The organism is Lentzea albidocapillata (assembly GCF_000719115.1).
GTDB lineage: Bacteria > Actinomycetota > Actinomycetes > Mycobacteriales > Pseudonocardiaceae > Lentzea > Lentzea albidocapillata.
In genome coordinates, this window is record NZ_JOEA01000002.1 from 322,212 (window position 1) to 339,509 (window position 17,298).

The 17,298-nt window shown below is 70.0% G+C and carries 18 protein-coding genes; 12 read left to right on the plus strand and 6 right to left on the minus strand.

The window, feature by feature from the left end:
• The first annotated feature begins 6 nt into the window (after positions 1-6).
• On the plus strand, positions 7-2,019 hold the full coding sequence (locus tag IG04_RS0103490; protein WP_051768803.1) for an ATP-dependent Clp protease ATP-binding subunit: 2,013 nt from the start codon (positions 7-9) through the stop codon (positions 2,017-2,019).
• 123 nt (positions 2,020-2,142) lie between these two features.
• Positions 2,143-3,003, plus strand: a complete 861-nt coding sequence (locus IG04_RS0103495) for a hypothetical protein (RefSeq protein WP_030475046.1) — start codon at positions 2,143-2,145, stop codon at positions 3,001-3,003.
• Positions 3,004-3,041: 38 nt separating this feature from the next.
• Here the strand turns inward: IG04_RS0103495 and IG04_RS46240 are convergent, their stop codons facing one another.
• Both IG04_RS46240 and IG04_RS0103505 read right to left on the minus strand, forming a co-directional pair.
• Positions 3,042-3,191, minus strand: a complete 150-nt coding sequence (locus IG04_RS46240; RefSeq protein WP_157512860.1) for a hypothetical protein — start codon at positions 3,189-3,191, stop codon at positions 3,042-3,044.
• Positions 3,192-3,381: 190 nt separating this feature from the next.
• Positions 3,382-4,224: a hypothetical protein gene (locus IG04_RS0103505; protein ID WP_030475047.1), complete on the minus strand. Its 843-nt coding sequence runs from the start codon at positions 4,222-4,224 to the stop codon at positions 3,382-3,384.
• 362 nt (positions 4,225-4,586) lie between these two features.
• Here IG04_RS0103505 and IG04_RS0103515 point away from each other — a divergent pair, with 362 nt between their 5' ends.
• The 7 genes from IG04_RS0103515 to IG04_RS0103545 all read left to right on the plus strand — a co-directional run bounded on the left by IG04_RS0103515 (position 4,587) and on the right by IG04_RS0103545 (position 11,024).
• Positions 4,587-5,180 carry a hypothetical protein gene (locus IG04_RS0103515; RefSeq protein ID WP_144065129.1) on the plus strand — a complete coding sequence of 198 codons (594 nt, stop codon included), beginning with the start codon at positions 4,587-4,589 and terminating at the stop codon, positions 5,178-5,180.
• A gap of 10 nt (positions 5,181-5,190) precedes the next feature.
• Positions 5,191-6,837: a hypothetical protein gene (locus IG04_RS42210; RefSeq protein ID WP_051768805.1), complete on the plus strand. Its 1,647-nt coding sequence runs from the start codon at positions 5,191-5,193 to the stop codon at positions 6,835-6,837.
• A gap of 14 nt (positions 6,838-6,851) precedes the next feature.
• A complete protein-coding gene (locus IG04_RS0103525; protein ID WP_030475050.1) occupies positions 6,852-7,214 on the plus strand; it encodes a DUF5955 family protein in 363 nt (120 codons plus the stop codon).
• Positions 7,215-7,317: 103 nt separating this feature from the next.
• Positions 7,318-7,758 (plus strand): nuclear transport factor 2 family protein, encoded by a 441-nt coding sequence (locus IG04_RS0103530; RefSeq protein ID WP_030475051.1) that lies wholly within the window; start codon positions 7,318-7,320, stop codon positions 7,756-7,758.
• A 13-nt stretch (positions 7,759-7,771) separates the two neighbouring features.
• Positions 7,772-8,395 (plus strand): TetR/AcrR family transcriptional regulator, encoded by a 624-nt coding sequence (locus IG04_RS0103535; protein ID WP_030475052.1) that lies wholly within the window; start codon positions 7,772-7,774, stop codon positions 8,393-8,395.
• A 71-nt stretch (positions 8,396-8,466) separates the two neighbouring features.
• Complete coding sequence (locus IG04_RS0103540) at positions 8,467-9,057, plus strand: TetR/AcrR family transcriptional regulator (protein ID WP_030475053.1); 591 nt, start codon at positions 8,467-8,469, stop codon at positions 9,055-9,057.
• Positions 9,058-9,077: 20 nt separating this feature from the next.
• Positions 9,078-11,024, plus strand: coding sequence for an ABC transporter ATP-binding protein (locus tag IG04_RS0103545; protein WP_030475054.1), 1,947 nt, complete (start codon positions 9,078-9,080; stop codon positions 11,022-11,024).
• On the opposite strand, the gene IG04_RS0103550 is transcribed toward IG04_RS0103545, so the two are convergent.
• Positions 10,981-11,457, minus strand: a complete 477-nt coding sequence (locus IG04_RS0103550) for a YybH family protein (protein ID WP_051768806.1) — start codon at positions 11,455-11,457, stop codon at positions 10,981-10,983. The two genes, IG04_RS0103545 and IG04_RS0103550, sit on opposite strands and share 44 nt — an antisense overlap.
• Before the next feature lie 70 nt (positions 11,458-11,527).
• Complete coding sequence (locus tag IG04_RS0103555) at positions 11,528-12,691, minus strand: LLM class flavin-dependent oxidoreductase (RefSeq protein ID WP_030475056.1); 1,164 nt, start codon at positions 12,689-12,691, stop codon at positions 11,528-11,530.
• 167 nt (positions 12,692-12,858) lie between these two features.
• Here IG04_RS0103555 and IG04_RS0103560 point away from each other — a divergent pair, with 167 nt between their 5' ends.
• A complete protein-coding gene (locus tag IG04_RS0103560) occupies positions 12,859-13,449 on the plus strand; it encodes a dihydrofolate reductase family protein (RefSeq protein WP_030475057.1) in 591 nt (196 codons plus the stop codon).
• Here the strand turns inward: IG04_RS0103560 and IG04_RS0103565 are convergent, their stop codons facing one another.
• Complete coding sequence (locus tag IG04_RS0103565; protein ID WP_051768808.1) at positions 13,450-15,750, minus strand: LuxR C-terminal-related transcriptional regulator; 2,301 nt, start codon at positions 15,748-15,750, stop codon at positions 13,450-13,452.
• Positions 15,751-15,983: 233 nt separating this feature from the next.
• Here IG04_RS0103565 and IG04_RS0103570 point away from each other — a divergent pair, with 233 nt between their 5' ends.
• Together IG04_RS0103570 and IG04_RS0103575 are read left to right on the plus strand one after the other, a co-directional pair.
• Positions 15,984-16,757, plus strand: a complete 774-nt coding sequence (locus tag IG04_RS0103570; protein ID WP_144065130.1) for an IniB N-terminal domain-containing protein — start codon at positions 15,984-15,986, stop codon at positions 16,755-16,757.
• Positions 16,758-16,904: 147 nt separating this feature from the next.
• Positions 16,905-17,111: an anti-sigma factor gene (locus IG04_RS0103575; RefSeq protein ID WP_276326640.1), complete on the plus strand. Its 207-nt coding sequence runs from the start codon at positions 16,905-16,907 to the stop codon at positions 17,109-17,111.
• Between the two features lie 81 nt (positions 17,112-17,192).
• Here the strand turns inward: IG04_RS0103575 and IG04_RS0103580 are convergent, their stop codons facing one another.
• Positions 17,193-17,285 carry a fasciclin domain-containing protein gene (locus IG04_RS0103580; RefSeq protein WP_276326641.1) on the minus strand — a complete coding sequence of 31 codons (93 nt, stop codon included), beginning with the start codon at positions 17,283-17,285 and terminating at the stop codon, positions 17,193-17,195.
• Between the last annotated feature and the right edge of the window lie 13 nt (positions 17,286-17,298).

Consider the following 17,298-nt stretch of genomic DNA (forward strand, 5'->3'; position numbering starts at 1 on the left):
CGGCCGATGGCAGACGACTGGGTGTTCGGCTTCGGGTCCCGCTCGTTCGAGGACCTCGTCGGGAAGCTGTTGGGCGGGTTGGTGGAGCCGCAGTCCACGACGCGGCGCACCGACCGCTACGGACGTGACCTCACCGCCGCGGCGCGGGACGGCCTGCTCGACCCGGTGGTCGGCCGGGAGGACGTGATCGACGAGGTGCTCGAGGTGTTGTCGCGGCGCACCAAGAACAACCCCGTCCTGATCGGGGATCCCGGCGTGGGCAAGACCGCCGTCGTCGAAGGCATCGCGGCACGGATCGCGAGCGGCGACGTGCCCGCGACGCTGAGCGGCAGGCGGCTGATCTCGCTGGACCTGGCGGGGATGGTCGCCGGAGCGAAGTACCGGGGCGAGTTCGAGGAACGGCTTGAAGGGGTCATCGGCGAGGTGGCCGCGACGGACCGGATGGTGGTCCTGTTCATCGACGAGCTGCACGTCGTGGTGGGCGCGGGCAGTGCGGAAGGCGCGCCGATGGACGCCGCGACCATGCTCAAACCCGTGCTCACGACCGGACGGGTGCAGGTCATCGGGGCCACCACGGCCGAGGACTACCGGCGGTACATCGCGAGGGACGCCGCGCTGGAGCGGCGGTTCCAGCCGATCATGGTCGCCGAACCGTCGGCCGGCGAGGCGATCGCCATCCTGCGCGGGCTGCGCAGCCGTTACGAGATGCACCACGGCGTGCGGATCACAGACGAGGCGATCGTGTCCGCCGTGGAACTGTCGGCCCGCTACGTCACCGATCGGTTCCTGCCGGACAAGGCCGTGGACCTGGTGGACCGTGCCTGTGCGCGGGTCCGGTTGCGGGAGAAGTCCGCGCTGCCGCCGGATCCGGTGCGACTCGAGCAGCGGGTGCGACGTCTGGAGCGGGAGAAGGACGCCGTAGACGGCGAGGAGGACGCCGTGTTCCTGGCCGGCGAGCTCGGCCGGGCGGTCGCCGAACTGGAGGCCGCGCGCGCCGCACTGGCCAACGCGCCCCAGGTCTCGGCGAACGACGTCGCCCAGGTCGTGTCCCGCAGCACGGGCATCCCGGTCGCCCAGCTCACCGAGGCGGAACGGCACCGGCTGCTGCACCTGGAGGACCACCTGCACCAGCGGATCGTCGGGCAGGACGAGGCGGTGGAGGCGGTCGCCGACGCGGTCCGCCAGGGCCGCGCTGGCCTCAAGCACCCGCACCGGCCCGTCGGCTCCTTCCTGTTCCTCGGCCCGACCGGCGTGGGCAAGACCGAGGTCGCACGAGCGCTGGCCGAAGCGCTGTTCGGCTCGGAGGACCGGTTGATCCGGTTCGACATGAGCGAGTTCTCGCAACAGCACGCGGTCGCGCGGCTGATCGGCGTGCCACCGGGATACGCAGGCTACGAGGAGGCCGGTCAGCTCACCGGCGCGGTCCGGCGCGCCCCGTACTCGGTCCTGCTGCTGGACGAGATCGAGAAGGCGCACAGCGACGTCTTCAACACCCTGCTGCAGGTGCTCGACGCGGGCAGGCTCACCGACGCAGGGGGACGTACCGCCGACTTCGCCAACACCGTGATCATCATGACCAGCAACATCGGTGCGGGCCAGCTCCTCGCCGCGGCCACCTCGGGCGTTCCGATCGAGCAGTTGAGGGAACCGTTGATGGCGGCGGTGCGCCGCAGTTTCCGCCCCGAGTTCCTCAACCGCCTCGACGAGATCATCCTGTTCCGCGGGCTGGACGCCGGCCAGCTGCGGCAGATCACCTCGCTGCTGCTCGAACGCACCCGCGAGCGGCTGCGCGAACAGAACATCACGCTGGAGGTGGACGAGCTGGCCATCGACTGGCTCGCCGCCCGCGGCTACATGCCCGAGTACGGCGCACGGCCGTTGCGCCGAACCATCAGCAGGGAACTGGACCGGCGGTTGTCCCGTGCACTGCTCGCGGGCGACCTGCGCGGCGGACAGCACGCCGTCGTGACGGTCACCGGCTCGGAGCTGACCCTGACCGTCGGCGACAGCCCGGACTGACCAGCCCTCCGGATCCGGGCTCCGCTGAGGCGGCGCGGTGAGCGCGATCACACACCGCGCCCCCTGGCCTGAGACCGGACCCGTGCTCGAAATCGCGGCAGAACCGAATGCCACAATGGACGAATGGCCCTGGGATACGCACTCGCTGTGCTGGCGACCCTGGCGTCAGGCAGCGGTTCGGTCCTCGCGTCCACAGGTGTCCGGCGTGCGGGCGCGTACGGCGGCACGTCGCTGGATCTCATCGCTCTGCGGCGTCAGTGGCTCTACTTCCTCGGTCTCGGCGTGGACCTGCTGGGATTCGCGTTCGCGGCCGCGGCACTGCACCGGCTGCCGCTGTTCCTGGTCCAGTCGATGCTCGCGTTCAGCGTCGGCGTGACGGCCACGATCTCCGTCTTCATGGGCTCCCGCCTCGGCACACCGGGATGGGGCGCGCTGGGGGTCGGCGCGGCCGGCCTGATCCTGCTGGGCGTGTCCGCCGACCCTGGTCCGGCGGCGACCCTGCCACCGCAGTGGCGCTGGGTCCTCGTGTTCATGGCGGTTCCGGTGGCGGCGATCGCCCTTTACGCCAGGCACCACCACCACGTCTGGGCGACGGTGGCGCTGGCCTTCGGTGCCGGTGTCTCCTACAGCATCGTGGGCATCTCAGCGCGGACGGTCGACTTCCCGGACGCGGTGTGGCGGCTCGTCCTGGAACCGGCGGCCTGGGCCATCGCCCTCAACGGTCTCGCCGCGGCGGTGTTGTTCGCGATGGCGCTGCAGAAGGGCGGTCCGACCACGGTCACCGCGATCATGTTCACCACCAACACGGCGCTGTCGTCGGCCGTTGGACTGATCTACCTCGACGATCGCGTCCGCGCCGGTTACACGACCGCGGCCGCCGCCGGATTCATCCTGGCGATCACCGGAGCGATCGCGGTCGCCCATTACACCGCCGACACCCGGCAGAAGGGCCGATCGACGACACCGGCCGGCATGTTGTCGTGAGTAGCTTGCGTGCGGTGACGCACAGCGCGGCCTGAGACTCAGGCCGTCCCGGTGGTGTTCTGCGGTGTGTCGGCCGGTTCACGGAACAGGCCGGTGTAGGACCGCTGGTCCTCGGCGGGCGACGAACCGGGTGTCGTGTCCGGGAGGTCCACGTCCGGGTGGCTGAAGAGCCCGTTTTCTGGCTGCATGATTTCCGACTTTCTCTGCGTCGTGTGCGTGCTCACGGCAAGCAGTGCTGGAGCTGTCGCACGGCGCCTGGGGTCCGGGGCAACTGACGTATCCAGTCCCGGTCTCCCCGAGGGTACACCTCGTACACCGGCGCGTGTCGCGGTTCACCCGTTGTCCCGCCGGGAAAGTCCCTTGTGGACTTCCGGCGATTCAGAGGCGCCGGCGCAGCGCTTCCGCGACGCCGTGCCCGTCCCCGGGATCGAGCGCGGCCAGGATCAGCGCCTGCACCGACGCCACGAAGAGATCCCGGTTCTCCCTCGTGTCGTCGCCGGCACCGGCGACCTGCTGGGCGAAACCCGACGTCTGCGCGGACACCATCAGGCTGAGCCTCCGCGCTGTGATGCCGGGCCGGAACCGCACGTCCAGCAGCCGCAGGCCCTCCTCGTACACCGGGACCCAGCGCGTCGAATACGCCTCCAGCATCTCCCGGTAGGCATTCGTGGCAACGGACTGCCATTTGGCGTCGATCGTCAGCGAGAGCTGGAACAGCCAGTACCTGGCCAGCCGGCTGCGCATCCGCAGGTCGTGGGTGGCGATCTTCGCGATGAGGTCGGTCAGGTCCAGCTCGCCCGCACGCACCCTGGGCAACTCGGCGAGTGCGCGGCGCGGACCGTAGTCGAGGAAGTTGCTCCAGCGCGGTGCGGTGCACGTGTACTTGACGAGGCACATGAAGAAGTTCGCCATGCCACCGGACCCTGGCCATCGGTCGCGGAAAGCGCCCTCGCCGACGCGGACGACGTCGGGCGGCTCAGCGGCGATTCCGCCGGCGCGACGTACCACGATCTTCCGCGTCAGCCGTGCGCCCGCGAGTTCGTCGCGGCTGCGCGAGTTGCGGCCGGACAGCTGGTCGTCGATCTCCTTGAGCCCGCCCTCGAGCAACATCATCGTCTTGACGTAGGCCGACCGGCGCGGGTTGCGGGGATCGGCGAGGCTGGGGCGGGAGATGTACTCCCCGAACACTTCCGGCCAGTCGACTTCGTCGTTGAAGCGCACAGGACCTCCTGGTGACCACTTCATCTCAGCACGGGGCCCTGTCACGGGCAACGTCCCCGGGTGCTCCTGACCAGGAGGATGACGCGCGGAACCGCACGGCCCATCGTGAGGCCACGGGGAACGGGCGAAAGGAACCTCGATGGAGATCACGGTGGAAACCTCGTTGCTGTCGGTTCGGGTGATCGAGATGCTGCTGGTCGTACTGGCGGCCGCGCTGTACGGGGGGCGGCGGCGTCCTCCCCCTCCGCGGTGAGGGCAGGACGCCGGCCGCGCTGTCAGATCCCCTTTCCGTTACAGGCTTTCCTCGCTCATAGCCCGATCGGCCGTCGCACGCGACGGGTAGGTGATCTAGGTTTGCGCGTGTGACTGGACCGGGGGAACCTCACTCACGCCGCTCGTTCTCGCCCGGCGTGACCGTGCTGGTCGGCTTCGTCCTGCTCGTCGGCAACCCGTGGGTGAACATGGAACTCGCCGTCGCGCTGTCCGGCTCCGATCCGGCATTTCGCGTCGTCAACGTGGTGCTGGCCTATCCGAGCTGGCACGTGGACGTCGATCGCGCCGGCCCGTTCCTGTTCTGGTTCGCGAACCTGCGGACGCTGTTGTTCGTGCTGCTGGCCGTCGCGGGACTGTCCAGGGTGTCGCGCTGGGTCAGTGAGGCCGCGGGCGGCGCCGGCCTGTTCGTCGCCACCGTGGGACTGACGGCCCTCAGCGCGGTGGTCGCCGGGCTGGCTGCCGGGGCGGCTTCCGGGGTGGCGGTGGGGGCTCTGCTCGACCCGGGAGCGTCTCTTCCCTACCTCATCCCCGGCCAGTCCGAGGAGTTCTTCCTGAGCCGGCTCAGCTCGTCGGCGGTGTTCGGCGTCCTGTTCGGCTCGGTGCTCGGTGCCGTCGTGGTCCTGCAGCGCCGGAGACCGGCGAACCGTGAAAGCCGTGCCGACGCACCGAAGTCTTTGTGGTGAAGGAGAATCGATGAGCCGGCCGACCGCCTTCTCCCCCGAGGACACGACTCGTTATCTGTGTGTCGCGGCCAGGACCGACGAGGGCTTCGCCGAGCGGATGACCAAGGCTCTGGTGACCGAGGACCTGCACGCGGTGGCGCCGTCGGTCGGGTTCTCGCTGCGCCCGGTGCTGCTGCACGCGCTGGCCGGAATCCGGCAACGCCGGGTGCGGGACTGGTGCCTGCTCGCGGCGACGGCGCTGGCCCTCGTGCTCTCTCCACTGTGGACGGTCCTGGCGTTGCTGATGGTCCTTCCCGTCGCCGGCGCCCTCGCCCGGCGTGCCGGGGAGTCCCGCAGGTTGCGCGACGCCGTGTTCGCGCTCATCGCGCTGGCCGTCCTGGTGTTCGTGAGCGTGTCCATCGTGTCCGCACTCGGCACCGCCCCGGCACCGACGCGGAGCCGTCCGCGACCGGAGCCTCCGGTCGACGACTGGCTGGTCGGCCTGCCCTGGCTCGCGGTGCTGACCGGCCTGGTGATGTACGCGCTGCTGGTGTGGAGCGAGTGGCAGACCCGTCAGACGCTGCTCAGCGAACTCACCCGCGCCGCGTTCCGCCCGGAGGACGCGCCTGCCCTGCCGGCCGGCCAACCCTGGTTGTCGGACCGGCTCGAGGCGATCGACGAGGCCGAACGCGGCAACGTGACGGTCTACGACGGTTTCGCCCCGTTCGCCGGCCACGGCCCGCTCGTGTCGACGTGGTCGTTCGCCCTGCCGTCGCTACGACCTGATTCCGATGCCGGCACCGAGAACGTGGTGCCGCTCGACACCGTCGAACTGGTCGCCCACGTGCGGGACCGGCTGGCGGGCATCGGCGTGGAGCCCGACGAACTGCCCGGACTGTTGCTCACCGAGCGGGCTTTCGTCAGCGGCAACGCCCTCACCATGCACCCGGCTCTCCTGCCCGAGCGCGACCAGGCGCCACAGCAACAACTGCCGGGCGAGGACCTGGCCCGGCTCGCCGCGCGCCCCCACGGCTCGGCGAGGCACTACCTGTGCGCACAGGTCCCGTCGTGGGGCAGTGAGGTGGTCGCGAGCACGTTCCTGCACTTCTCCACCGACGGGCGGCTCCTCTACCTGCAGTGCGACCGGACCGTGCTGGGCCCGCTGTGGCAGCAGTACCACGACGTGGACCGGATCAGCCCGGTGCTCACCGCGGGCGCGATCGGACGCATGCTGACCAGGGCAGCGAGCGGGTTGGCCAGTGCGGTGCCGCGCGCTCCTCTCCGCATGGTGCGCGACGTGAGCTTCCACTGGCGCTGGCAACGACACCGCACCGTGGAGCGGGCGATCGCCCTGCAGGACCTCGGCTACAGCTACGGCGCCCGCTTCAGCGTCCGGGAGGAGGCCACGGATGCCAACTACCACAACTACTTCCAGAAGACCGACGCCGCGAAGCACCTCAAGCTGATCGAACGCCACGTGCTGGCCGCGCTGCTGGACTTCCTCGACGAGCGCGGCGTGGACACCACCGAGTTCCGCAACCGCCAGATGACGATCCTCAACCAGGGCGTCATCCAGACCGGCGGCATCAGCAACGTGGGCAACCAGGCGGTCGGCAGTGAGGCCACCGCGACCGCGCACTTCGCCACCCCCGAACCCGCCACCGGGAAACCGACGTGACAGAAGGAAGTCCAATGCCGGAAAGCTCACCGAACTACGGCATCCAGCAGTCCGGCGGGGTGAGCAACGTCGGCAACCAGGCGGTCGGCCGGCACGCCCGCGCGATCAGCCACGGCCTTCGGTTCACCGCCTCACCGGCGACCGGCGAGCTGGTGACCGAGCTGAGGACGTTGCTGGAACGCCACCGCGCGGAACTCCCCGACGCGGTCGACGAGGCCGCTGAGGAACTGCAGGACGAACTGGATTCGGCCGAGCCCGATCGAGGTGTGGTCGCGCGGGCCCTCGAACGGATCAACATCATGGTCAGGCCCGTCGCACCGCTGGTCGAGACCGTCGGTGAGTTGACCAAGGCGGTCGACTCGGCGTTCGGTCCGTGACCTCGGACCCGAGCGGCTGATCAGCCAGGCCCCCTTGCCGTTTTGCGACAACCTGTCGTAATGTTCACGACAGGTTGTCGCAAAACTTGGGAAGAGAGGCCTCATGACCACGCTCGACGATCGCGCCGAACTCATCGAACTGATCAGCCGCTACGCCGACATCGCGGACCTGAAGGAGTTCACGACCCTGCCCGGCCGGGTCTTCACCGACGCGCTCACGCTGGACTTCGGGTCCGTGACGGGCATGCCGGAGATGACGATCCCGCTGACCGACTACGTCGAGGTCCTCCGCGCGAGCTTCGCGCCGTTCAAGGCGACCCACCACGCCATCACCGGTCACGTCGTCGAGATCGACGGCGACACCGCGAAGATCCACGCTCACGTCCGCGCGGAACACTGGCTGCCGGACGCCGACCGCTGGCTGGTCGTCGGCTTCTACGACAACGAAGCGGTCCGCACGCCGGACGGCTGGCGCCTCACCCGTGTCAAGCTGACCGCGATCCACCAGGAGAACCAGCCCGACCTCGCCACAGCCGCGAACTGAGGAGAACCGCACGATGCCGCGGATCCGAGCCGCCACCATCGAGGAACACCACGAGATGGTGTGGGCCGACCTCAGCGAGGCGGTGCGGCGGCTGCTGCTCGAACGCGACTACGACTCGATCACCATGGGCCACATCGCGGCCGAGGCCGGTCTCGCGCGCAACACCCTCTACAACTACGCCGCCGACAAGAAGACGCTGGTGCTGGAGCTCGCCCGCCGGGCGAGCCGTCCATTGGTGGAGCAGGTGTCCGCGATCGCCCGGTCGCCGGAGCCGGCGGCGGCGAGGTTGCGGGAGATCGTCGAGGTGATCGTGACCGGGTCGACGAACCGCGCGATGCGGCTGATGTTCCTTCCGAACTCCAGCTCGCTGGTCACCGACCTGCCGGACGGACAGGACAACCCGTTCACCTCGCTCGTCGCCGAGGTGGAGAAGGTCGTGAGGGACGGCGTCGCCGGGGACGAGTTCCACGGTGCCGACGACGTGCGGCTCACCGTGGAACTGCTGTCCGGCGCCATGCGCGCGGCATGCGAGCGCGTCAGCCGGGATCCGGCCGCTCTCCCCGCCACCGTCCACGCGGCGCAGCGGATCACGCTCGCGACGCTCACCTCGCGGAACACGGACGCCGAACTCATTTGACGGAGTGAGCGCTCACTCCGCACTATGGGCGCATGACACCAGCATCCGAAGCCCGGCGAAGAGCGCCGAGCATGAGCGCCGAGGACCGGCGCGCCATGATCGTGCACGCGGTGCTGCCGCTCCTGATGGAGCACGGCGCGAACGTGACGAGCAGCCAGATCGCCCGCGCGGCCGGCATCGGCGAGGGCACCATCTTCCGCGCGTTCAAGGACAAGGACGAGCTGTTCGACGCCTGCACGGCCGAGGCGCTCAGGCCCGACCACGTGCTCGACGCGATCGCCGAGATCCCCGTCGACCAGCCCCTGGAGGACCGGCTCGTCGAAGCCGCCGAAGCGCTCGGCGCGCACCTCGAGCGGATGGGCGCGCTGATGAGCGCGTTGCACGCGTCCGGCCGGATCAAGCGGCGCGACCCCGACCAGCACCTCAAGGGCCAGAGCGGCACCTGGAAGGGCGGGCGCCGCGAGTCGATGGCCGCCATCCGAGGGGCGATGGTCGAGCTGTTCACGCCGGAACAGGACCGGTTGCGGCTGCCTCCCGAGCAGCTCGCCTCCCTCTTCCTGACCTTGCTGTTCGGCGGCCGCCGGCTGGCGACGGACGTCGACGCGCCCACCACGCGCCAGGTGGTCGACTTCTTCCTGCACGGCGCCGTGGAGGCTGGATGATCCCGGGCGGCGGGGGCGGCATGGAGTTCGCGCTGGGCCGGCGCGGCCGTCGGCGGCGCGCCACGACGGTGCCGGACAGCGGGCTCACCGGACCGGTCGACATCCCCGAACCGAAGCAGGACGACGAACCGAAGGACCTGCGCTCCCGGCTGAAACGCACGAGGACGTCCGTGGTGGGCACCGTCCGCGGTCTGCCGAAGGTCGCGAAGCTCACGTGGCAGGCCAGCCCGGTCCTGACCGTCCTCCTGGTGCTGATCACGATCCTGTCGGGGCTCCTGCCGACCGCGACCGCGTACATCGCGAAGCTGCTGCTGGACTCCGTCGTCGCGGCGATCCAGCACACCGGCACCACGGGTGACATCGCGAAGGTCGCGTTGCTCCAGTTCGGCGTGCTCACCGCGTCCGCGATCAGCAGCGCGCTGACGTCGATCGCGCAGTCGCTGCTGCAGGAACGCATGACGCTGACCATCCGCCACCAGGTGATGGCGCACGCCAGCGAACTGCACCTCGCGTACTTCGAGGGCTCGACGTCCTACGACATGCTGCGTCAGGCCGCGCAGGAAGCGCCGACGCGGCCGCTGTCGATGATGAACTCCGCGCTGGGGCTCCTGCGGACGCTGATCACGTTCGGCAGCATGGTCGCGCTGCTCGTCTCGATCAGCCCTCTGCTGGCCCTGGTCGCGCTGGTGGCGCCGATCCCGGCGTTCATCTCGCAGTCGAAGTACGGTTCGCGCGCGTTCTGGCTGACCTTCGTGATGTCGCCGATCAAGCGGCGGATGGACTACCTGTCCTCTTTGGTCACGACGGACACCTACGCCAAGGAGACGAAGCTGTTCGGGCTCGGCCCGTACTTCGTCGACCGGTTCCGCCGGCTCGGCAGCGTCTCCTACGAACGCCAGCGGAAGCTGACGATCAACCGCAACGTCAGCTCGACGTCCTGGGGGCTGCTGAGCACGCTCGCGGGTTCGGCGATCACGTTGTACATCGCGCTGGAAGCGGTCGGCGGACGGCTCACGCTGGGAGACCTGGCGCTGTACACGGCCGCGGCGGCGTCCGTGCAGACGTCGGTGTCCGGGTTGTTCACGGCGTTCTCGGGGATGTACGAGAACAACCTCTACCTCGACACGCTGTACCGGTTCCTGGACACGAAGCCGGAGATCACGGCGCCCGCGTCGCCACGGCCGATGCCGTCCACAGTGGAGGGTCACATCGAGTTCGACTCGGTGACCTTCGGCTATCCGGGCGCCGAGGAGCCCGCGCTGCACGAGGTCAGCTTCGAGATCCGCCCCGGCGAGACGGTGGCGGTGGTGGGCCGCAACGGCGCGGGCAAGTCGACGTTGTTCAAGCTGCTCTGCCGGCTCTACGACCCGACCGGCGGCCGCATCCTGCTCGACGGCGTCGACATCCGCGAGTACGACCCCGTCGAGCTGCGCACGCGGATCAGCGCGATGTTCCAGGACTACGTGACGTACCAGGGCACCGCCGCGGAGAACATCGGCCTCGGCGACCTGACGCGCCTCGAGGACCGGCCGCACATCGAGGGCTCGGCACGCCGCGCCGGCGCGGACGAGCGGATCGAGCGGCTCCCGCGGGGTTACGACAGCCCGCTCGGCCGCTGGTTCGACCAGGGTGTCAGCCTGTCCGGCGGCGAGTGGCAGAAGATCGCGCTGGCCAGGGCGTTCCAGCGGGAGGCGCCGATCCTGGTGCTCGACGAGCCGACGTCGGCGCTGGACGCGCGGGCGGAGCACGACCTGTTCTCGCGGCTGCGGGAACTGTCGGAGGGCCGGACGACGCTGTACATCTCGCACCGGTTCTCGACCGTGCGGCAGGCGGAGCGGATCCTGTTGCTGGAGCACGGAAAGGTCGCCGAGTACGGGACGCACGAGGAGCTGATGGCGGCCAAGGCCGGGTATGCCGAGCTGTTCACGTTGCAGGCCAAGGCGTACCTGGACGAAGTGCCCGGCTGAGCTCCCCCGGCGACAGGACCTCGCTGGAGTTGTGCTCACGGACGATCCGCCACCCGTCCGGCGTCCGGCGCCAGACCAGCGAGGTCGTGGTCCGGATGTCCGTGACACCGGCGGGTGTGACGATCCGGGCCACGAACCTCAGGGTGGACGCGGCCAGGTCGCCACCCGCGACGACGTGCGGCCCGTCGTCGACCGCGTGATGGGCGGACACCATCTCGCGAAAGGCGGGCTCCCAGATCGCGCCGTAGCCGGCGGCGGTCGTCGCCACCCGGCGTCCGGGGTCGAAGTCGTCGTAGAGGCGGACGTCCGGTGAGCTGAAGTCGTAGAACTCGCTGAAGACTCGCCGGAAGTCGAAGGGCCCGTCCCCTTCGCGACGGTCCCAGCCGAACACCCATCGGCCGTGCAGCTCCGCGATCACCTGTTCATCGTTCATGATCTCGACGCTAGGAGCGCACGATGATTTCAGACAGGGTGCGTCACACCCACCCGCTCGCCCGGCCGGGTCAGGACCGGTCGAACTCCGGGATCAGCTCCCCGATCAGCCTGATGCTCGTCATCACCTCGTCCGCCCCGATCGGCCCGATCTGCTGCAGGCACATCAACCGGTCGATCCCGAGGTCCGCGTAGGCCCGCAGCTTCTTGCGGCACGTGTCCGGGCTGCCGACGATCAGCGACTGCTGCGCCGACAGCACCTCGAACACCTCGTCCTCGGGCACGTCCTCGCCCTGGATGATCCGGCCGATCACGAGCTGCGCAGCGGTGGGGGCGGCGTCCACCTCGGCGCGCAGGAACTCGCCGGTGAGGCCGCTGCCGCCGGCCGCGAGGATGTCCTGGTGGCGTTGCATGGTCGCGGCGAACTCGGCGGCGGCGTTGAAGAAACGCAACGCCGTCACCGTGTACCAGGCCGCGGCGGCCGCTGCCCCGTTGCGCATGGCCTGTTCGTCGGTTTCGGCGCAGTGCACGAAGGTGAAGTAGGCGACCTGGTTGTTGACGAACGAGCCGACCGGCGAGGTGCACTGCGCGGCGGCCGCGCGGTAGAGGTCGATCATGCGGGCGACCCGGTCGATGGACTCCCAGATCGTCGTGCCGAGCACGCCGACGCCGCGGCGGCCGGCCTCCTCGAAGGACGTCGGGGAGGCGGCGGCCTGCCACAGCGGCGGGTGCGGGGTCTGCAGGGGCTTGGGGATGATCGAGACGTCGGAGACGTCGTAGTGCTCGCCCGTGTGGGAGAAGCGGTCGGTGGTCCACATCTTCGGCACCATCTCGAACGCCTCGGCCGTCTGGGCGCGTGCGTCGGCCGGCTCGATGCCGAAGAGATTCCACTCGGGGATGGTGGAGCGGGTGAGACCGAGCTCGACGCGGCCGCCGCTGAGGTGGTCGAGGGTGGCGGCGCGTTCGGCGACGCGGATCGGGTGGTTGAAGCGGCCGGGTGCGAGCACGGCGGCGTGGCCGAGGCGGATGCGGGAGGTCTGCTGGGACAGGGCGGCGAGCATCAGCTCGGGCGCGGACGACAGGCTGAACTCGCCCGCGCCGTGGTGCTCGACCTGCCACCAGCAGCCGTAGCCGAGCTCGTCGGCGAGGCGGGCCTGGTCGAGGGCCTGGCGGAAGCGGAACTGCTCGGGGGCAGGGCCGGGGTTCTGGATCTCGTTGAACAGATCGATCTTCATCTGCACACACCCTCACCTCGCGCGGACACCAAGGCTGATGTCTCTGTGAGCGACCGGGTCGTTACGCAGGCGGTACGGACTTCTCGAACGGAGCAGTCCCCGGAGGTGTCGAAACCACGCCGGGCCATTCGTGTAGGTGGTGACTTCGACTTTCAAGGAGTGCGGCGATGCGTTCTATCTCGACGACGATGTTCGTGACGCTCGACGGCGTCGTGCAGGGCTTCGGGCGCCCGGACGAGGACACGCGTGGTGGTTTCACGCAGGGCGGGTGGGGTGCCCGCTACCAGGACGACGTGCTGGCGGCCGAGATGGCCAAGGGCATGGCGGCGGCGGGGTCCATGCTGTTCGGGCGCCGCACGTGGCAGGACTTCATCGGCGTCTGGGCGTCGGCCACCGACGGAAACCCGTTCACCACGCACATGAACGCGGCCCGCAAGTACGTGGTGTCATCGAGCCTTCCCGATGCGGACGCGTGGGAGAACTCGGTGCTGCTGCGGTCGGTCGAGGACGTGGCGTCCTTGGACGACGACCTCTCGATCGTCGGCAGCGCGGCGCTGGTGCGGTCGCTGCACGCGGCCGGGCTGATCGACCGGTACACGGTGGTGATCCACCCCGTGACGCTGGGCGGCGGCGCGCGGCTGTTCGACGGGCCCGCTCCGCTGACGGAGTTCGAGCTGACGAGCAGCGTGACGACGTCGAAGGGCGTGATCGTCGCGCACTACGCGCGGGTCGCTCCTGGAGGTCGATCCGACGCGTGACTACCTGGCGGTCATCAGGTCGACGTCCTCCAGCGCGCGTTCGAGCTCCCGGCGGTTCTTCGCTCCGAGCTTGTTGCGGATGCGGGTGACGTGGTGTTCCACGGTCTTGGCCGAGATGAACAGCGCGTCGCCGACCTCGCGGTAGGTGAGCCCGTCCCGCACCAGCGCGGCCACCTCCTGCTCGCGGTCGCTCAGGACCTCGGCGCCGGTGCTGCCCTGCCCGCTGTTCGAGCCGTGGAACTGGCGGGCGATGTCGAGCAGCTGGGTCATCGCCTTGCGGTCGGTGGTGTGCATGGCGGCGTGCCCGGCCAGTCGCGCCGCGTCCACGCGCATGCCGTGGGCGTGCAGTTCCTGCGCGGCCGACTCGACCCGTCCGTGGTCCACGTCGCCGCGGCCGGCCTGGCTCCAGCACTGCGCGGCGGCGGCGAGTGCACGGGCGAACGGCAGCGCGTCCGCCGCTTCTTCCAACGCTGCCAGGTGTTCGTCCGCCGCGGTGTGGTCGCCGATGAGCAGTACGGCGTGGAAGGTGTGCCAGCGCGGCAGCACTGACCACAGTGGAGGGTTGCCCAGGTCGTCGAGCAGCGCCCAGGCCTCGTCCAGATGCGTCTCGATGCGGTGGAACTGGCCGATCCTGGCCGCGGCGACGGCGATCTCGGTCAACGGGATCAGGGTGTAGAGGTCGACGGGGTGCACGACGAGGGCCTGCTGGGCCGGTTCCCACGCCGACCGCAGGGCGTGGAGATCACCGGCACGGCGGGTCGTCCCGAGGCCCAGTGCCGCGGCGAACAAGGCCTCCCGCGGCTCCCTGGGCGCGTCCGGGCGCACCAGCCGCCGGGCTGCTTCGACGTCGCCGCCGAAGAGTTCCGCGCAGGCGAGCAGCAACTGGTGCCTGTCCGCGTGCAGTCCCCTGCTGTCGTCGCCCTGCACTGCCTTGCCGAGCAACGACTTCGCCACGGTCAGCTCGCCCGCGTGCAGGCAGATCAGCGCGGCGAGCGCGGTGGGGCTGTCCGGCTGCACCGAGGTGCGGGAGCCGGCCTGGTTGACCCCGGCCGTGGCCACAGCGGCGGCGACGGCGGCCATCGGCGTCCCGGTGACCGTCTCGAGGACCACACCGGCGAGGCGGTGCCCGAGGGTGTCGGTCAGCGATCTGGCGGGCTGCGAACGCGCTCCGAGCTGGACCGTGCGGGCTTCACCGAGCCGACCGGCGCCGAGGAGGCCGGTGACGGCGAAGCCGAGCGCGAGTCCGTTGTCCGAGCGCTGGAGCAGCTCCGCCCCGCGCCCGACCTGCCCGCGCAGCGTCAGCACGGTCGCGGTGACCAGCAACGCGTCCGCGTCGGCGTGTTCGAGGTCCACCACGTCCACCGCGCCGTCGAGGTCACCGCTCAGCGCGCGAGCCCGCGCCAGGTGCGCGGAAGGCCCGGTATCGGCGGCGGTGAACAACCGCGCCGCCAGGGCCGGGTCGTCGGTGATCACCTCATGGCCCGCGGAGGTGAACACGTCGGCGAGGTCGGGATCCAGCACGCCGAGTTCCAGCAACGACCGCGCGTAGGCCGACACCGGTCGCGCCCGTTCGAACTGGGTGAGGGCGAGTTTGCGAAGCAGGGCGGCGCGTTGTTCCACCGGCGCGAGCACCTCGATGGCGTCGGCGGCGGCGGGAAGCGGCGCTCCGTCGATCTGCAGCAGGCCCGCCGATCGGAGCGCCTCGATGGACTCCGACACCGTGTGCAGGTCCAGTGCCAGCACCGTCGCGAGCAGGCCGACGTCGAAGGGGGCGCCGAGACCGCGGGCCAGCAGCAGATCGGCCGCGGCGACGGACAGGCCGTCGAAGTGGCGGGCGAACGCGGTGCGCGGATCCGCGGAGAGCTCGTCCAGCACGAACTCGGGCGTGCCGCCGGTGCGCTCGTGCAGGCGGTCCGCGCACTCCTCGCTCACCTCGGCGCCCAGGACGTCCGCCGCGAGGGACCGGACGTGCTCACGGGACAGGGGCCTGAGTCGCACGCGGACCACCGAGCCGGGCAGTGCGTTGATGAGGCCCGTGAGCGCGCGGTTCTCGGGCCACAGGCGGTGGGCGACGACGAGCCGGCCGCCCGCGCTGACCTCGTCGAGCAGGCGCCCGGCCTCGTCATCGCCGAGCGCGTGCCCGTCGTCGACGACGATCGCCTGGCCGAAGGTGCGCAGGAGCGTGGACTTGCCGCAACCGGCCGGTCCGGTCAGCACGACGTGGTCGGCGGTGCGCGCGCGTTCGAGCGTTCGGGTGGTCCCGCTGTCGAGCAACAAGGGCGTGTCCGACATCGAGGACATGAGCGCGTGAACCTCCTGGTGACCGACTGCTACCTCTGTCCTTCGGTGCATCACCCGTTCAGGTTTGGTCACGGCACAAAGATCGGGAGAGACCCCTATCCCCCTACTCACGGTGCCACCAACCCCCGACCAGCCCCCACCGAACATGACCATGGGCGTCACCCGATGCGGTGACTCAGGGATTCTTCGTAACGTTCCGTGGCACAAGCACAACGACGCACCTGGAGTTCGACGTGGACCTGCCGCAGACGCTGCACGACTTCACCCTCAACCTGCTCAGCGACCCCGACGCCCGGTCGGCCTTCCAGCTCGACCCGCAGGGCTCGCTCGACGCGGCCGGACTCGGTGACGTGCAGCCGTCCGACATCCAGGAGCTGCTGCCGCTGGTGCTCGACTTCGCCCCGGCCACCGGCGTCGGCGACTTCGGGTCGACGATCTCCGGCCTGGACCTGGACCAGCAACTCGACCTGATGAGCACGCTGCAGAACACCGTCGGCCAGCAGCTCGACGACAACACGGTCCTCGGCGCCGTCTCGGGCCTGACCGCCGCCGTGCACGGCGTCGACAACGGGTTCGACGTGCTCAGCGACCCGTCCAGCGCCCTGGACGTCGTCGGGACGACCGAGATCACCGACGTCACCAAGACCGTCACCGACCTCCAGGTCACCGACACGGTCGGCGACATCAGCAACGGCACCGACGTGCTCGACACCACGCACATCTCCGACGTCGTCGGCGACCTCACCAGCACCGCGCACACCGGTGACCTGGGCGTGAACGACGTGCTCAGCGGCGACGTCACCTCCGCCATCGGCAACGTGACCGGCAACGACCTGTCGCTGCACGAGGTCGGCAACGTCGGTGACGTCGTGTCCCACGTGGGCAACGTCGGTGACGTGACCGGCGTCGGCGAGATCGGCGACATCGGCAAGATCGGGGACATCTCCGGCGAGCTCGGCGACGTCAACGTCGGCGGCGTGCTGAACGACCTCGACCTGAGCCTCTGACCTGACGTTCGCAAGGCCGCCCCGACCGCGCTCCGGGGCGGCCTTTCCGCGTTCGTCAGGCGAAGGCGAGTCCCACGACCGTGCCGCCTGTCTCGGAGAGCGTGGCGGTTTCTCACGGCGTCAAGGTTTCCGGCGCGCCGCGGCGGCCTGCGCACGTTGCCGCGTGACCGGGTCTACCGGCTGGTGGACGGCCACGGTCCACGATCCGCGGGCACCATGCGTCCGGCGGGCGACGTGACATCGCTGCTCGTGAGCGGGCTCGAAGGGGTCGGCGAAGCCGTCCTCACCGTCGAGCCCGCCGGTGGGTCACCGAGCCCGACCGGCTCGCCGGTCCTCATCATCACCCTCGGCTGACCTGGCCGGCAGACGTGAAAACTCCGGGAACCGCCTACACAGCGCGGTTCCCGGAGTCGCGGTACTGCTGCCCTGGAGATGTCAGGCAGGCATCAGGACCGAGTCGATGAGGTACACGGTGGCGTTGGCGGTCTTCACGCCACCACAGATGACGTTGGCGTCGTTGACCTTGATGCCGTTGCCGGAA